Below are 16,641 nucleotides of genomic sequence, written 5' to 3' on the forward strand. Positions count from 1 at the left end.
GTTATGAGCGCGTTAATGATTGCGCCCACGAGGGTTAAGAGAAGGTTACGGCGATAATGTGAGTCGGCTTTAAGTGAAGTCCCCTAATCGAAGCCTTGCCGCACAAAACCGGGGAAAAATCGCTTCAATCGGCCAATTTTCCGTCTCGCCTTGTGGCTGTTGCGCTGACGCTTGCCGTGGGCAGAGCAATTTGGTTCATTGCGGCCACAATTGGGCCGGCGTTCGACCGGTGTGGGGGTTTTTGTAATGTTGAGATTAACGGCCGCAGCGTTCAGCGCTGTTCTCCTACTTGGCTCGACCAGCGGCGTGGCTATGGCGCAGGCGACGACAGGTTCTGCTCCTGCGCCGACAGTCGAGCAGTTCGCCGCCTTCCCGCTCATGTCGAGCTTCACGGTGTCGCCCGACGGAAAACACATCGCAGCCCTACAGGCGCGGGGCGAAGAACGGGTCATTCTGGTCTGGGACGCCGAACACCTGGACCGCGCCCCAACGGTGATCGGCTCATCTCAGATGAAGCTCCAGGGCGTCACATTCGTAAAGAATGACGTGCTCGGCGTCTCGATGTGGCAGCCTTACGACGCCGCACAGGGCACAATCATCAAGACCTTCCTCAGCAAATTTCTGCTCACCGACCTCCAAGGTCGGAACTGGCGCGACCCTATATCGTCGTTCCGCCCTCGCTCGGACGACGAGGCGGAGTTCCTTAAGACACAGAGTCCGTCGGTTCTCGATTCTCTGCCCAACGATCCGGACAATATCCTGATCGAGATCAACGGCGACGTCCTTCGGCTGAACGTCCGCAACAACCGCTCGGAGCGCATCCAGCGCTCCAGCGAACGCGTGATTGGCTACGACACCGATCTGAATGGAGATCTGCGGGTCCGCAATATCGCCGACCGCGATGCCGAAGGTTTATACATCGCCACCCAATTCAAGAATGCGGGCGGCGGCTGGGACGAGCACTTCCGTAGCCATGTCAAGAACCGCGAAGTCTTCGCGGTCGCCGGCTTCAGTCCCGATCCGAATATCGCCTATGTCGTCTCCAACCGCAGTCGCGACAAGGCGGCAGTCTTTGAGTACAATATTGCTACACGCCAGCTCGGCGAAGTGGTCTTCGAACACCCGTTGTTCGAGGCGGCCGGCATGAGCATCAACCGCGTCCAGGGCCCGAACTTCGGTGAAGTGCGGTCCTTCAGCTATAGTGGACCGCGCGGCACCGAATTTCCGATCGCACCTGGTTATGAGAGCCTGATCACTGGCCTCGAGCAGGCTCTAAACATCGAATCCCATCCACTACGCGTCACCGATCCGGCGACAGGGTCGACCCGCACCATCGCCTATCAGACCGACCGCTATATGGAGGTCGCCGCCGCGTCCCAGGACTGGGGCACCGTGGTCGTGTGGTCAGGTGCGTCGAACGATCCCGGCGCCTATTTCATCTTCCGCAACGGTCAACTCACGCCCCTGGGCCAGCCCTTCCCTCAGATCAATCCGGCGACGATCGGCAAGACCGAACTGGTCTACTACAAAGCCCGCGACGGGCTCGACATCCCAGCCTTCCTCAGCAAGCCGCCGGCTGACGTCTTCGGCCCTGGCCCCTATCCGACCGTGATCATGCCCCACGGCGGCCCCTGGGCGCGTGACGAGATGACCTGGGACTATTCGTCGTGGCGCGCCATGATGACGTCGCGCGGTTACGCCGTCCTGCAACCCCAGTACCGAGGTTCCGACGGCTGGGGCAAACGCCTCTGGATGGCCGGCGACAACGAGTGGGGCCAGAAGATGCAGGACGACAAGGACGACGGCGCCAAATGGCTGATCGACCAGGGCGTTGCGCAGCGGGGCCGCATCGCCATGTTCGGCTTCTCCTACGGCGGCTATGCCGCCATGGTGGCCGGAATCCGTCCCGAGGGCCTGTATAAATGCGCGATCGCCGGCGCCGGCGTATCGGATCTGACCAAGATCCGGTCCAGCATGTTCCAGAACCCCTATACGCGGGAAGCCCAACGCGACACAGTCAACGGACTTAACCCCATCAGCCGGGCCAACCAGGTCCAGATCCCTATGATGGTTTTCACCGGCGATCGCGATCGCACGGTGACTCAGGATCACTCCGACCTGTTCGTCGGCCGCGCACGCGGCAGCGGCCAGGACATCCAGTACCACCTGATCAAGGACTATGCGCACGGCCCAGCCTGGACCCGCGAGATCATGGCTGAACAACTCGGCTATATCGACGACTATCTGCGCACCGGCTGCGGAGGCTCGGGTCTCTAACCCGGACTTTCGCCCGAACGCAAAAGGCCCGCCGTTTGGCGGGCCTTTTTTTCTTGTGCGTTGGGCGGCCCTAGAGGTTGTCCCTCAGCCACCCAGCCACACGGCCCACCACATTGCCGCGATGAATGCGCGGCGCATCAGCCGCTGTTATCTGACGCGCCATCAGCTTCCGGGCGGACACGGCCTCGCGCGGCCCATAGGCGGCGCGCAGCAACACTCCCGCAGTGGCGCAGAAGGCCGGACCGGATGCGGCGTCGGCCAAATGTGGCGCCCGTTGGGGCTTTCCGAGGCGAACGGGACGGTCGAAGACGCGGACGGCCAGTTCACGTACCCCGTTCAGTTGGCTGGCGCCCCCGGTCAGGACGAGTCCGGCGCCGGGCTCCAGACCCACGCCGGCGTTCTTCAGCCGGTCGCGCAGAAGCTCCAGCGTCTCCTCGACGCGCGGGGCGATGACGGTCTTCAGCATGGCCCGCGGGACAATGACCGGGCCGGCGGAGGCGTCCTCGCCGCGCGGCGGGGCCTCCAGCATTTCGCGGTCTTCGTTGGCGCTGGCCATGGCCGAGCCGTGCAGGGTCTTCAGCCGTTCGGCGCCGGCCTTGGACGTCGATAGGCCGCGCGCGATGTCGGAGGTGACATGGTCGCCGCCGACGTTCAGGCTTTCGATGTGCAACAGGGAGCGCCCGCCCCAGACGGCGGCGCTGGTCGAGCCGCCGCCCATGTCGATGCAGACGGCGCCCAGGTCCATCTCGTCCTCTTCCAGCGCAGCCAGAGACGAGACGACGGGCGCGGCGGCCACGCCCTGCAGGTCCAGGTGCGCCAGCTCGAGACAGTGGCTCAGGGTGGTGAAGACGTTCTCAGCCATGGAGACGACCAGCAGGTCGAGCCCCAGCGAACCGCCGCGCATCGAACGCGGATCATGCACGCCCCGCGCGCCGTCGACCGACCAGGCGATGGGCAGGACGTGGATCGGGCGGCGGTTGGGCAGACGGATCTGGGCCAGGGCCATGCCGATGGCGCGCGCCAGATCGGCGTCCCCGACCGGATTGGCGCCCAGGGAGACCCGGGCCTGGACGCGGTGGCTGGCCATCTGGCCGATGGCGGTGGTGACGACGACGCCGGAGACCGGGCTCTGGGCCGCGCGCTCGGCCCGTTCGACCGCGTGGCCGATGGCCTGGGCCGCCTCATCCATATTGATGATGGCCCCGCCCTTCACGCCCCTGGACTGGACGTGACTGGCCCCGGCGACGCGGATGGTGCGGTCGGCGTGGCGCACGCCGTCAGGCTTCATGATGAAGCACGACACCTTGGACTGGCCGATGTCCAGGGCGGCGATCACGGGGGCGCGGCCGGCGCGGGGGTCCATGCCCCGGCCCTGGTCGCTCGCCGATCCGCGCTGCTTTCCCGCCATGTCGTACTGGTCCTTTAAGCGTCGGCGGCGGGTCGCACCGCGACCTCGTCCGGCGTTCTGAGATCGACCCGGGCGAAGCCCAGGTCGAGCAGGCGTTCGCGCTGATCCAGCGCGTCGAGACGTATCAGGGCCGCCTCCTGTTCCACGGCGGGCAGCTGGATCAGGCTGCCGTCCTTCAGGCGCAGGTCCCAGCGGCGCTCGTCCACCCGCACGAGGGCGTCGATCCGGCTCATCAGACGCGGACGTTGGGCCAGCAGGGGCAGAACCTCGCCGGCGGCCAGATCCGCGCCCTTGCCCACGACCAGAGGCAGGGTGGGATAACGGCGGGCGTCTGCGCCCTTGATGACCTGGCCCCGCGCGTCGATGACCTTGATCTGACCGCCCTCCTGCCAGACGGCGAGGCGGTCATGTTCCTTGATTTCAACGATCAGGGTGTCGGGCAACAGGCGCACCACGCGCGCCTCCTTGACCCAGCCGACGGCCTGCACCCGGTCGCGGATGGCGTCCAGGTCCAGACTGGTGATCGGTTGGCCGGAATACAGACCCAGCGCCTGCTGGATGGCCGGCTCGGCCTCGGCCGAGGCGCCGGTGATATGAACCCGCTTCAGCGACAGGCCCATGCCCGCCGTCATCCCGTCGATCCCGTGCGAGACCGACTGGCCGATCCGCTCGGCCCGCGCGCCGGTCGCCAGAACCCCGACGACCAGCAGGGCGCTGGCGCCCAGAGCGATCATGACGGTGCGGGGCGAAACATCGATACGGCCGATGGCGGCCATCTTGCCGGGGATGGCGGACACGGGCTTGGGCGCGCCGCCGCGCGGCCGCCCGCCCTTCTTGGAGGCGCCGCCACGCGAGGAACCCGAACTCTGTCGCCGACCGCCGCGAACTACCGCGGGCATGAGGCGTCCTCCACCATCCACCGTACCAGTTCTTCGTAGCTCATTCCGGTATGGGCGGCCTGCTCGGGAGCGAGCGAGGTCGGCGTCATGCCCGGCTGAGTGTTGACCTCCAACAGAACCAGATCGTCCTTAACATCATCATAACGGAAGTCGCTTCTGGACACGCCTTGACAACCCATAGCCACGTGGGCCGCCTCCGCCTGACGCAGGGCCGCCTCGAAAACGGCAGGCGGGAGGACGGCGGGCAAGACGTGGACGGAACCGCCCGGCGCGTACTTGGCCTCGTAATCATAGAAGCCCTTGGTCGGGGTGATGTCGGTCACGGTCAGGGCGCGCGGGCCCGACTTTTCGCCGATCACGGCGACGGCCAGTTCCTTGCCGGCGATATAGGGCTCCACCATCACCTGCTCGCCATAGGTCCAGGCGGGATCGCCCACCTCGACGACGGGCGCATCGCCCTCGCGCACCAGATAGACGCCGACGGACGAGCCTTCGGCGTTCGGCTTGACCACATAGGGGGGCTCGACCACGTGGCGCGCCGCCACCTCATGACGGTCGTACAGACCCCCGCCGGGCACCTTGACGCCCGCCGCCTTCAGCACGGCCTTGGACTTGTGCTTGTCCATGGCCAGGGCGGAGGCCAGGACGCCCGAATGGGTGTAGGGGATCCGCAGGGTTTCCAGCACGCCCTGGACGCAACCGTCCTCGCCCCAGGCGCCGTGCAGACAGTTCAGCACCACATCCGGCTTGATCAGGCCGGACAGCACATTGGCCAGGTCGCGCCCGGCGTCCACCCTGCTGACGCGCACGCCCTGCCGTTCCAGCGCCTGGGCGCACTGCTCGCCGGAGGTCAGGGACACCTCCCGCTCGGCGGAAAGACCGCCCATCAGGACGGCGACATGAAGGTCTTTGAAAGCGCGGGTCATGGGCTCTCCGATTGCGGCCGACTTGTTTAACAGGCCGTCAACCTTATCGCCCGCGCGGCGTGAAAAATGTGTGTCAAACTCTGGCGGTCAGAGCCGCCGGCCGATCCGCTTAATTTCCCAATCCAGCTGAACGCCGGTCTTCAACAGGACGTCCGCCCGCACCGCCTCGCCCAGGCCTTCGATGTCGGCGGCGGTGGCCTCGCCGGGGTTGATCATGAAGTTGGAGTGGAGGTCGCTGAACATGGCCCCTCCCCCGGTTTCGGCGTGCAGTTTCCCGCGCCAGCCGGCCTCGTCGACCAGCTTCCACGACGAATGGCCGGGCGGGTTCTTGAAGGTCGACCCGCCGGTCTTTTCGCGGATGGGCTGGGTGGTCTCGCGGCGGCTGGTGATTTCGGTGATGCGGGCGGCCACGGCCTCGGGCGCGTCCGGCGTCCCGCGATAGACGGCCTCGACCCAGATGATGTCGGCCGGCGCCTGCGAATGGCGATAGGTGTAGCCGAAGTCGGCTAAGGCGTAGTCGACCCGCTCGCCCGCCCGCGTCAGCCCCCAGGCCGAGACCAGCACATCCTTGGTCTCCGCGCCGTAGCAACCCGCGTTCATGGTCAGGGCGCCGCCCACGGTGCCCGGGATGCCGGCGTAAAACTCCAGCCCCGCCAGCCCCGCCTTCGCACTCGCCTTGGCCACCATGGAGTCCAGCGCGCCGGCGCCGGCCGTGATCGTGTCGCCGTCGGTCGTCACCTGCGCCCAGGGCCGGCCCGCCAGACGGATCACCACGCCCTCGACCCCGCCGTCGCGGACGATGACGTTGGACCCGACGCCCAGCACGGTCACGGGGACAGACGTATCCAACGCCTTCAGGAAGTCAGCCAGGTCCTCGGCGTCCGCCGGAATGAACAGGGCCTCAGCCGTCCCGCCCACCCGGAACCAGGTGAAGGGCGCCAGGGGCTCGTCCCGCAGCAGCTTGCCGCGCACGGTGGGGAGGTTGTCACGCCAAGTCATCAGGTCCTCATCTCTTGCTTCCTTCTCCCCTTGCGGGAGAAGGTGGCCCGCAGGGCCGGATGAGGGGACCGCCGGTGGGCCAGCCCGCACCACCTTACCCCTCACCCTTTCGCGCCAGAACGACGGCTTCGCCGCCGTGCGCTCAAGCCCTCTCCCGGCGGGAGAGGGTGACTATCACCCCAGCGCCTCCAACTGCGCCGGCAGGCCATAGGCCCAGCTGGTGATGTCGCCGGCGCCCAGCAGCACGACCACATCGCCCGGCTTGGCCTCTTCCTTGATCAGGCGCGGCAAGACGGCGGCGTTCTCCAGCGCCTGGACATGGCGGTGGCCATAGCGGCGGATGCCGTCGGTCAGGGCGTGCTTGTCCACCCCCTCGATCGGCTGCTCCCCGGCCGGATAGACGTCGGCGACGATCACGCTGTCGGCGTCGGAAAACGCCGTCGAGAAGTCGTCCATCAGATCGCGCAGCCGGGTGTATCGGTGCGGCTGAACCACGGCGATGACCCGGCCTTCGGTCACTTGCCGCGCGGCCTTCAGCACGGCGACGATCTCGACCGGGTGATGGCCATAGTCGTCGACGATGCGCACGCCCCCGACCACGCCCGTGGTGGTGAAGCGCCGCTTGACCCCGCCGAACCCGGCCAGGCCCTCGCGGATCGCCTCGTCCGACACGTCCAACTCGCGCGCCACGGCGATCGCGGCCAGGGCGTTGGAGACATTGTGCCAACCGGCCATCGGCAGATGCAGGTTCTCGATCCGGTGGATCTCGCCGTTCTGGATCACGACGTCGAACCGGCAACCGTCTGGCCCCATCTCGACATTGTCGGCCCGCACCATGGCCTGGGGATTGGTCCCATAGGTGACCAGCCGCCGGTTATCGATCGAGGCGACCAGCTTCTGCACCTCGGGATGGTCCAGACAGACGGCGGCGAAACCATAGAAGGGGATGTTCTCGACGAAATCGACAAACGCCTTCCGCACCGCGTCGAAGTCGCCGTAGTGGTCCAGGTGTTCCGGGTCGATATTGGTCACGATGGCGACGGTGGATTTCAGCCGCAGGAAGCTGCCGTCGCTCTCGTCCGCCTCGACCACGATCCAGTCGCCGTCGCCGACCTTGGCGTTGGTGCCATAGGCGTTGATGATGCCGCCGTTTACCACCGTAGGATCCAGACCGGCCGCGTCCAGCAGGGCCGCGACCATCGAGGTCGTCGTCGTCTTGCCGTGGGTGCCGCCGACCGCGATGGAGAATTGCAGACGCATCAGCTCGGCCAGCATCTCGGCCCGGCGCACCAGGGGGATGCGACGCTCGCGCGCGGCCTTCATCTCGGGATTGTCGGCCTTGACCGCCGTCGAATAGACCACGGCCGACACGCCTTCGCTGACGTGAGCGGAATCGTGACCGATGAAAATCCGGGCGCCCAGTTTCTCCAGCCGTTCGGTATTGGCGCTGGCCTTGGCGTCCGAGCCCTGAACCGAATAGCCGATCTTCAGCATGATCTCGGCGATGCCGCTCATGCCTATGCCGCCGATGCCGACGAAATGGACGGGACCGAGGTCAAACGGGACGGGGCGAAGGCGAGCGATCATCCGATGCGCTTAGCAAGGGATTAAGCGGAATGCACGGGGGCGCGTGTATCCAAGTTTCGAAGCCTGCACCGGGCGGCTCGCGTCCGGAACGACGGATACGTCTTACGACTTTAGTCGATTGGCCTTCGGCAGGCCTATCGTGCAAACAGACCGTGAAACCGTCAGCCGTTCGGTCGAGTAGGAGTTAGTCGTGGGCAAGCTCAGCACCCCCTTAATCTTTGGCGCTATCGCCATCTTGGGGGCGGTGTCCCTCGGCGTTATCGCCCTGCACCAGGGCGAGAGCATCAGCGCGGTCTGGATGGTGGTCGCCGCCGTCTGCACCTACGCCATCGCCTATCGCTTCTACAGCCGCTTCCTGGCCAACAAGGTCATGCAGCTGCAGCCCTCGCGCCCGACCCCGGCCGTGCGGCGCGACGACGGCCTCGACTATGTGCCGACGCCCCGGAACGTCCTGTTCGGCCACCACTTCGCCGCCATCGCCGGCGCGGGACCGCTGGTCGGGCCGGTGCTGGCCGCCCAGATGGGCTATCTGCCCGGCGTGCTGTGGATCTTGGTCGGCGCCGTGCTGGCCGGCGCGGTTCAGGACATGATGGTCCTGTTCATGTCCACCCGTCGCGACGGCAAGTCGCTGGGCGACATGATCCGCACCGAGATGGGCAATATCCCCGGCATCATCGCCCAGGTCGGCGTGCTGATGATCATGGTCATCATCCTGGCCGTTCTGGCCCTGGTCGTGGTCAAGGCCCTGGCCGAGAGCCCCTGGGGCACCTTCACCGTCGCCGCCACCATCCCCATCGCCATCTTCATGGGCCTGTACACCCGCTTCCTGCGGCCAGGCCGCGTGGGCGAGGTCTCGGTCATCGGCGTGGTCCTGCTGATCCTGGCCATCATCGGCGGCGGCCATGTCGCGGCCGACCCGTTCTGGGGCCCGGCCTTCACCCTGACCGCCCCGACCCTGGCCATCCTGATGATGGTCTATGGCTTCATCGCCTCAGTAATTCCGGTCTGGCTGCTGCTGGCGCCGCGCGACTATCTGTCGACCTTCCTGAAGATCGGGGCCATCGTCGCCCTGGCCATCGGCATACTGATCGTGCGTCCGCACCTGCAGATGCCCGCCGTCACCCCCTTCATCGACGGCACTGGCCCGGTCTTCGCCGGCGCCCTGTTCCCCTTCCTGTTCATCACCATCGCCTGTGGCGCCGTGTCGGGCTTCCACGCCCTGATCTCGTCGGGCACCACGCCCAAGCTGCTCGAGAACGAGAGCCAGATCCCGCTGATCGGCTATGGCGCCATGCTGTGCGAAAGCTTCGTCGCCGTCATGGCCCTTATCGCGGCCACGGTCCTGGACCCGGCCGTCTATTTCGCCATGAACAGCCCGGTCGCCATCATCGGCAATGACGCGGTCTCGGCCGCCGCCGCCGTGGCCCAGTGGGGCTTCCACATCACCCCCGGCGAGCTGGAGCAACTGGCCCGCGACGTGGGCGAGCACTCGATCCTGTCGCGCGCGGGCGGCGCCCCGACCCTGGCCGTGGGCATGGCCCACATCCTGTCGGGCGTGATCGGCGGCAAGGCCATGATGGCCTTCTGGTATCATTTCGCCATCCTGTTCGAGGCCCTGTTCATCCTGACCACGGTGGACGCCGGCACCCGCGTCTGCCGCTTCATGATTCAGGACCTGCTGGGCGTGGCCGTGCCCAAGATGCGCGAGACCAAGTCCTGGGGCGCCAATGTCGTGGCCACCGCTTTGACCGTCAGCCTGTGGGGCTATTTCCTCTACACCGGCGTGGTCGATCCCCTGGGCGGCATCAACAGCCTGTGGCCCCTGTTCGGCATCGCCAACCAGATGCTGGCCGCCATAGCCCTGATCCTGGGCACGGTCGTCCTGTTCAAGATGAAGCGCGAGAAGTTTGCCTGGGTCATGGCCGTCCCGGCGACCTGGCTGCTGATCTGCACCCTGACGGCCGGCCTGCAGAAGCTGTTCCACCCCGAGGTCCGCATCGGCTTCCTGGCCCACGCCCGGAAGTATCAGGAGGCCCTGGGCGCCGGGGAACTGATCGCCCCGGCCAAGAGCGTCGGCGACATGCACCGCATCATCGTCAACGACTACGTCAACTCGGTCCTGACGGCGGGCTTCCTGTTCGTAGTTGTGACCATGGTGGTCTATGGCGTCCTGGCCTGCCTCAAGGCCTATCGCAACAACCGGCCGACCGTGCGGGAATATCCCGAGAGCCACGAGCTGACGGCGGCCGACGACGCGGCGGATGTGGCCCGTGCCTAGTCCCTCGAACGAGGACCTGCTCTGCCTGTGCCGCGACACCGCCCTGCGGTGGGGTCGCGGCGTCAAGCGGACGGCCGGCGCCATGATCGGCCAGCCCGATTATGACGCCTATGTCCGCCACGCGGCGACGACCCATCCCGACCAGCCGCCGCTGGACAAGGTCGCCTTCTTCCGCCTGCACGAACAGCGCCGCTTCGGCGGCTCCGGGGCTTTCAAATGCTGCTGATCTAAAGGCCTGAGGTCGTGCCGGCGACCTGGGCTTGGCTGGTTCTCTCGGCCTGCAGCGCGGCGATCGCCGCCTCCAGGGTCGGATCCTCCCCCGCGCGGCGCTGGGCCACGGTGCGGGGGGCCTCAATGTCCGGCGTGACCCCGTGCTTCTCCAGCCGCACCCCGCCCGCCGTAACGAAATTGGCCCGGCTCAAGGTCAGCCGCCCGCCGTCCGGCAGTTCCGTTTCCTGGGCGATCAGAACCGACCCTATGGTCTTCTCCCCCACGACGATCCCCCGCCGCGCCTCCTGCAAGGCGGCCGGGGTCAGTTCGGCAGCGCTGCGGCTGCCACGGTCCACCAGCACCGCCACCTCGTTGGGCACGGGCTCTCGCCGGTCGCCGCAGTCGCCCGATGCGGTCAGGGTCACCGACCGTCCCGTCCGTCCGGTCTGGGTCGCCCAGACCCGGTCGCGCGGCAGGAAACAGGTCAGCACAGACTCCGCCTCCGACAGACGCCCGCCCGGATTGGCCCTCAGGTCCAGGATCACATCCACGTCCGGCGACAACCCGTCCAGTTCCCCGCCCAGCCAGCGTCCCAGACCGGCGTCGAACTGCTCCACCGTCAGCACCAGCACCCCCGGCCGGGTCTTGTCCGCCGTAAACGGCTGCGGCCCGTCCATCAGGCGCGGGACCAGGGTCGTGTCGCGCCGCGCGCCCGTCTCGTCGGTCAGGACCAGACGCACAGCCCGCCCGTCCTGTACCTCGACATCCGGCCCCCAGGGACGCCCATCGACGCTGTTCAGGGTCCAGCCCAGCTGCACCCCAGCCTCCTCCGCCGGCGAGCCCTCACGCACCCGCTCCACCGTCCAGATGTCCGGATCCTCGCCCCGCATCAGGGTCATGCCCATGACCGCGCGCCGCTCATACTGCGTGTCCTGACGGCGCACGGCGGCCGGGGGGCTGGCCCCGGCGTGACCGTCGTCCAGCAGGTCCAGCATCTCGTTCAGCACCCGGTACAGGGCGCGATCATCGCCGGCCGACGCCGCCAGGGGCCGGAACCGATCCCGCGCCGCCCCCCAGTCCACCCCGTGCAGGCCGGGGTCGTAATAGCCGCGCCGCACCTCACTCCAGACCCTGTCGAACACCCGCTGGTTCATGCGGGCGCGGTCTCGCGACGGCGCCATCTGCACGATGTCGGAGAAGCGGGTCCCGGTCGTCGCTTGGGGCGCGCTCGACGCCGATCCGGCCGCAAGCAGCAAGCTTAACGACAAGGCGCTGGAAACACTCAGGAAGCGACGACCGGACATGGGACGATCCTTGGCCGAACCCCGCTCGCCGCGCAAATCACGAAGAGTCGCGCGTCTTGTCTTCGCCACAGGCTCGGGCCAAGAGCCCCGCACCTGATTTGCGGACCGCGCCCCGGACGACCCCCATGCCCATCACCACGGTCGGCCTCGATGCCGACGACACCCTCTGGCACAATGAGACGATCTTTCGTCTGACCCACGCCCGGTTTGTCGATCTGCTGGACGATCACGGCGACGCCGCCACCATCGAGGCGCGCCTGGCCGAGACCGAGCAGCGCAACCTGCGCCTCTACGGCTACGGCGTGAAGGGCTTCACCCTGTCGATGATCGAGACGGCCATGGAGCTGTGCGACGGCGGCGCCCCGCCCGAGGTGGTGCGCGAGATCCTGGCCGCCGGTCGCGAAATGCTGGCCCACCCGGTCGAGACCCTGCCCGGCGTGGACGAGGTGGTCGCCGAACTGGCCGAAAACTACCGTCTGGTCCTGATCACCAAGGGCGACCTTCTGGACCAGGAGCGCAAGCTGGCCGCCTCGGGCCTCGGCGACCGGTTCTCGGCGGTCGAGATCGTCTCGGAAAAGGACCGCGCCACCTACGACCGCGTTTTCACCCGCCACGGCACGGGGCCGACCGAAGCCGTCATGGCCGGCAATTCCATGAAGTCCGACGTCCTGCCCGCCATCGCCGCCGGCGCCTTCGGCGTCCACATCCCCTACCACGTCACCTGGGCCCACGAACTGGCCGATGCCCCGGTGAACGAGCCGCGTTATGTCTCGCTGTCTCGCATCGGCGAATTGCCGGATTGGATTGCTGCGGTCGCTAACTGACCAATACATTTTCGCAACACATCGCGAGATGAAGCGACCAAACTGCGAAATTTCGCCGCAATTTGGCGGAATGCCGACAGAATTATGACGACTATGTGTTGACCTTATCTCGCAAGTGCAAAATCCTCCTTGGTTCACAGTTTGGGGGATACAAACTTGCGCAGTTCCATTTTCACACGCGGCGCCCTGCTCGCCTCGTCCGCCCTTATGGCCGTCTTCGCCGTGCCAGCCGCAGCTCAGGAGGCGGATCCAGCGCAGCAGCTCGACGAGATTGTCGTCACCGGCTCGCGCATCGCAGTCGCCACGGAGAACGCCCAGCAACCGTTGCAACTGATCACGGCCGAAGCCTTTGACGCCGTCGGCGCCACGAATGTCGCCGATGTTCTGGACCGTGCGCCCGCCCTGCTCGCGTCAGAGAGCCGCGCTCAGGCGGACGGCACCTCTGTCACCCTCAACATGCGCGGCCTCGGCAGCAATCGCACCCTCGTCCTTGTGGACGGCAAGCGTCACGTCGCGGGCGTGCCCGGTTCGGCCGCCGTCGATGTCTCGACCATCCCGTCCGCCCTCGTCGAACGGGTTGAGGTCCTCACCGGCGGCGCCTCGGCCGTCTATGGCTCAGACGCCGTGACCGGCGTGGTCAACTTCATCATCAACGACGATTTCGTCGGCACCGAGGTCGAGGCTCAATACGGCATGTCCCGCTTCGGCGACGGCCAGGAAACCTCTCTGGCCATCACCCACGGCCGACGCTTCGGGGAAAGCGACAAGGGGCATTTCGCCTTCTCGGTCCAGGGCACGATCAACGAACCGGTCTATGCCGGTGATCGCAGCTATCTGCGCAACAATGGCCAGCAGACCGATCAGGCCAACCCCGCGCGCTATTTCCAGGCCGGCGACCCCCTGCCCCCCGGCGTGTCCGAATACGCCGCGATCGGTCGCTCGATCCTTCTGACCAGCGGCGCCCCCCGATATCCCGGCACGCCTCAGGCGCTGATCGACCGCGCCACCAATGCGACATCCAACGCCTTCATGCCCAACGGCAATTTCCATATCTCCTCGACCGATGGCGTCATAGGCTGGGATCCCTACGGCATCGGCTACGCCGGCGGCGCAACGGCGGGCGGCTATGACGACTTCCTCAACACCCCCGACCTGGACAGCAATGGCGTCCACGACTGTCTGCAGAGTTTCGGCGGGCGCGGCGGCCCCGGCTGGTTTGTCGGCTGCTGGGTTCAGGATCGCGTCACCGGCGAGATTCGTCCCTTCCAGGACGGCCTCATCGCCGGCTCGCAGAACTCCTTCGGAGGCGACGGCGCCGAGATCACCTTCAACGGCGACTCGATCTTGCCGGAGAACAACCAGCTCAACGCCAACCTCTTCCTCAGTTACGAGGTTTCACCGCTCTTCAAACCCTATCTGCAAGTGAAGGCGGTCAAGAGCACCAACTACGTCTACGCGCCCTACAGCACCTACGACGACTCCATCCGCATCCAGCTCGACAACCCCTTCATCCCGGCCGCGATCCAGGAGATCATCGACGCCGAAATCGCCTCGGATCCGGCCGCAGCCGCCGGCCTCGTCACCCTGTCTCGCGATCACGCCGACCTGGCCAACCCCAAGGTCGTCTATGAGCGCGAGACCTTCCGGATCGTCGGCGGGTTCGAAGGCGAGTTCTCGAACGGCTGGAGCTATGACGTCTCGCTGAACTATGGCCGCACGGAGCAGGACGTCACCTCGTCCGCGCGCCAGGAAGACCGATTCTTCGCGGCGCTCGACGCGGTCATCGACCCCGCCACCAACCAGCCGACCTGCCGCGTAAATCTCGACCCGACATCGCTGGCCCTGCCCAGTTCGCTGGGCACCTATTATCCCGGCTATGTCACCTTCGACCCGACCGCCGGCGACTGTCTGCCGTTGAACCTGTTCGGTCAGGGCAACGACAACGCCGCTGCGGCCGCCTGGGCTTTCCCGCGCGTCACGGACACGGCCCTTATCGAACAGAAGGTCTTCAGCGCCGTGCTGGTCGGCGACAGCGCGCCTCTGTTCAGCCTGCCCGCCGGTCCGATCGGCTTCGCCGTCGGTGCAGAGTATCGTGAGGAAGACAGCGACTATACGCCCGACCCGTTGAACACTCTGTGGGACGCCGACACCAACCCGAACGGCGGCCTGCCCTTCCGCGGCATCGCCGACGACGCCACCCGTGGCGGCTTCGACGTCGCCGAGGCCTTCGCTGAACTCAGCATCCCGCTGCTGGTCGATCTGCCGTTCGCCAAGCTGTTGAGCCTCAGCGTCGCCGGCCGTTACGCCGACTATTCTACGATTGGCGAAGCCACGACCTGGAAGGTGGACGGAATCTGGGCGCCGGTCGACGATATCCGCTTCCGCGGCGGCTACTCCGAAGCCATTCGCGCGCCGAACATCGCCGAACTCTACGCGCCCCTGACCTCGCAGGGTTTCCAGCCCAACGATCCCTGCGACATCAACTTCATCAACCTGGACCCCGACCGCTTCGCCAACTGCCTGGCGTTTGGCGTGCCGGTGAATCAGGCTGGCGGCTGGGCCAACCCGGCGACAGCTCAGTTCTACGGACAGACCGGCGGCAACCCGAACCTGCAGGAAGAAACCGCCGAGACCTGGACCCTGGGCGTCGTGCTGAAGCCCCGCTTCCTGCCGAACCTGACCGCGACCGTCGATTACTGGAACATCGCTATCGACAACGCCGTGGCCAGCGTCAGCGCGCAGGACATCGTCGACTTCTGCTACGACAGCGACACCGGCATCGACAATCAGTACTGCGCCCTGGTCGGTCGCGATCTGGACCCGGGTTCGATCTATTATGGCGCGCTGGACTATCTGCTCCAGACCCAGCTCAACTTCGCGCGCACCGAGGCTGCCGGCTATGATTTCTCGATCAACTACGGGTTCGAGATGGCCTCGCTGGGTCAGCCGACCTGGGGCGCGCTCGATCTGACGGTGAACGGCACCTATCTGGAAACCAACCAGGACTATCCGTCGATCAGCGACCCGGACTTCATCAACCCGGCCCTCGGCCAGACCAGCTTCCCCGAATGGGCGGTCAACGCCAGCGCGCGTTGGTCGCTGGACCCGTTCACCGTCTACTGGAACACAACCTATCAGTCGAACCAGTCGATCGTGGAGATCGAGGACGTCGCCCTCTACACCCCCGCCTACAGCGGCGAGGTCTGGATCAGCGACGCTTCGGTCCGCTGGGACATGGATGAGACGACCACCATCAGCGCCGGCGTCAACAATATCTTCGAGGAACGCCCGTTCATCAGCAGCGTGGCCACTCCGGTATCGGCCATCGGCCGCTACTTCTTCGTCCGGATCACCGGGCGCTTCTAAGCCGCCGACCTTCCAAGGAACAGCCCCGCGATCTCGTATCGCGGGGCATTTTTCTGCCCGCAAACCGTCCGCCGACCGCGCGATGGAAAGCGTTCACCACTTCGGGCGTCAAAACGGCTTGCCCCCCCGCCCCTCCCTCTCTAAACGGGCCGCTTAACCGACAACCCGACGCGAGCTCCGCATGGCGACGCCCTGCGGCGGCTACGCGCGCGCAAACTACGAAGGATCAGGTCGCCCCTTGGACGCCTCGGACATCAGTCATGACGAACGCGACGCCATGGTGCGCGCGGCGCTGGCCGAACAGGGCGACAGCGGCGTGACCCCACGGCACACGCTGTTCTTCTTCCTCGGCGACGAAGACGCCCACGGCGACCTGTGCGAGGTGGCGCGGCGCGCCGGCTTCATCGCGCGCGGCGACGGCGACATGACGATTCTCGAGACCACCATGGCCGTCGATGCGGAGAGTTTCGCTCCCGTCTCGTCCATGATGCAGACCTGGGCCGCGGCCTTCCAGCTGGAGTACGACGGCTGGGAATGCGCGGTCGTGACCCATTAGCGTTCAA

Annotated in this window: 12 protein-coding genes; 6 read left to right on the forward strand and 6 right to left on the reverse strand. The window is 66.5% G+C overall.

What is annotated here, in order from left to right; genetic code table 11:
* Positions 1-312: 312 nt before the first annotated feature.
* The gene (locus tag ACW17X_RS07800; RefSeq protein WP_492100372.1) at positions 313-2,277 is read left to right on the forward strand and encodes an alpha/beta hydrolase family protein; all 1,965 of its coding nucleotides are present in this window, start codon (positions 313-315) and stop codon (positions 2,275-2,277) included.
* Positions 2,278-2,347: 70 nt separating this feature from the next.
* On the opposite strand, the gene ftsA is transcribed toward ACW17X_RS07800, so the two are convergent.
* The 5 genes from ftsA to murC form a co-directional block, all read right to left on the reverse strand.
* Positions 2,348-3,640: a cell division protein FtsA gene (ftsA, locus tag ACW17X_RS07805; protein WP_492100453.1), complete on the reverse strand. Its 1,293-nt coding sequence runs from the start codon at positions 3,638-3,640 to the stop codon at positions 2,348-2,350.
* Between the two features lie 59 nt (positions 3,641-3,699).
* Positions 3,700-4,584 carry a cell division protein FtsQ/DivIB gene (locus ACW17X_RS07810; protein ID WP_492100373.1) on the reverse strand — a complete coding sequence of 295 codons (885 nt, stop codon included), beginning with the start codon at positions 4,582-4,584 and terminating at the stop codon, positions 3,700-3,702.
* Positions 4,572-5,510 (reverse strand): D-alanine--D-alanine ligase, encoded by a 939-nt coding sequence (locus ACW17X_RS07815; protein ID WP_492100374.1) that lies wholly within the window; start codon positions 5,508-5,510, stop codon positions 4,572-4,574. Before ACW17X_RS07815 ends, ACW17X_RS07810 begins: the two co-directional genes overlap by 13 nt.
* 87 nt (positions 5,511-5,597) lie before the next feature.
* A complete protein-coding gene (gene murB / locus ACW17X_RS07820) occupies positions 5,598-6,509 on the reverse strand; it encodes a UDP-N-acetylmuramate dehydrogenase (protein ID WP_492100375.1) in 912 nt (303 codons plus the stop codon).
* A gap of 174 nt (positions 6,510-6,683) precedes the next feature.
* On the reverse strand, positions 6,684-8,096 hold the full coding sequence (gene murC / locus ACW17X_RS07825) for a UDP-N-acetylmuramate--L-alanine ligase (RefSeq protein WP_492100376.1): 1,413 nt from the start codon (positions 8,094-8,096) through the stop codon (positions 6,684-6,686).
* A gap of 190 nt (positions 8,097-8,286) precedes the next feature.
* Between murC and ACW17X_RS07830 the strand changes: the two genes are divergently transcribed.
* Entirely contained in the window at positions 8,287-10,374 is a 2,088-nt protein-coding gene (locus ACW17X_RS07830) for a carbon starvation CstA family protein (RefSeq protein WP_492100377.1), read from the forward strand.
* The gene (locus ACW17X_RS07835; protein ID WP_373878068.1) at positions 10,367-10,600 is read left to right on the forward strand and encodes a YbdD/YjiX family protein; all 234 of its coding nucleotides are present in this window, start codon (positions 10,367-10,369) and stop codon (positions 10,598-10,600) included. The genes ACW17X_RS07830 and ACW17X_RS07835 overlap by 8 nt, the downstream gene beginning before the upstream one ends.
* A gap of 1 nt (position 10,601) precedes the next feature.
* Here the strand turns inward: ACW17X_RS07835 and ACW17X_RS07840 are convergent, their stop codons facing one another.
* A complete protein-coding gene (locus ACW17X_RS07840; RefSeq protein ID WP_492100378.1) occupies positions 10,602-11,888 on the reverse strand; it encodes a S41 family peptidase in 1,287 nt (428 codons plus the stop codon).
* A gap of 125 nt (positions 11,889-12,013) precedes the next feature.
* Here ACW17X_RS07840 and ACW17X_RS07845 point away from each other — a divergent pair, with 125 nt between their 5' ends.
* The 3 genes from ACW17X_RS07845 (at position 12,014) to ACW17X_RS07855 (ending at position 16,634) form a co-directional block, all read left to right on the forward strand.
* Positions 12,014-12,712 (forward strand): HAD family hydrolase, encoded by a 699-nt coding sequence (locus ACW17X_RS07845; RefSeq protein ID WP_492100379.1) that lies wholly within the window; start codon positions 12,014-12,016, stop codon positions 12,710-12,712.
* Between the two features lie 156 nt (positions 12,713-12,868).
* A complete protein-coding gene (locus tag ACW17X_RS07850; RefSeq protein WP_492100380.1) occupies positions 12,869-16,078 on the forward strand; it encodes a TonB-dependent receptor domain-containing protein in 3,210 nt (1,069 codons plus the stop codon).
* A 181-nt stretch (positions 16,079-16,259) separates the two neighbouring features.
* Positions 16,260-16,634 (forward strand): ribonuclease E inhibitor RraB, encoded by a 375-nt coding sequence (locus ACW17X_RS07855; protein WP_271164329.1) that lies wholly within the window; start codon positions 16,260-16,262, stop codon positions 16,632-16,634.
* Positions 16,635-16,641 lie beyond the last annotated feature (7 nt).

The sequence above is a fragment of the Brevundimonas sp. FV1ye4L genome, from assembly GCF_058681255.1.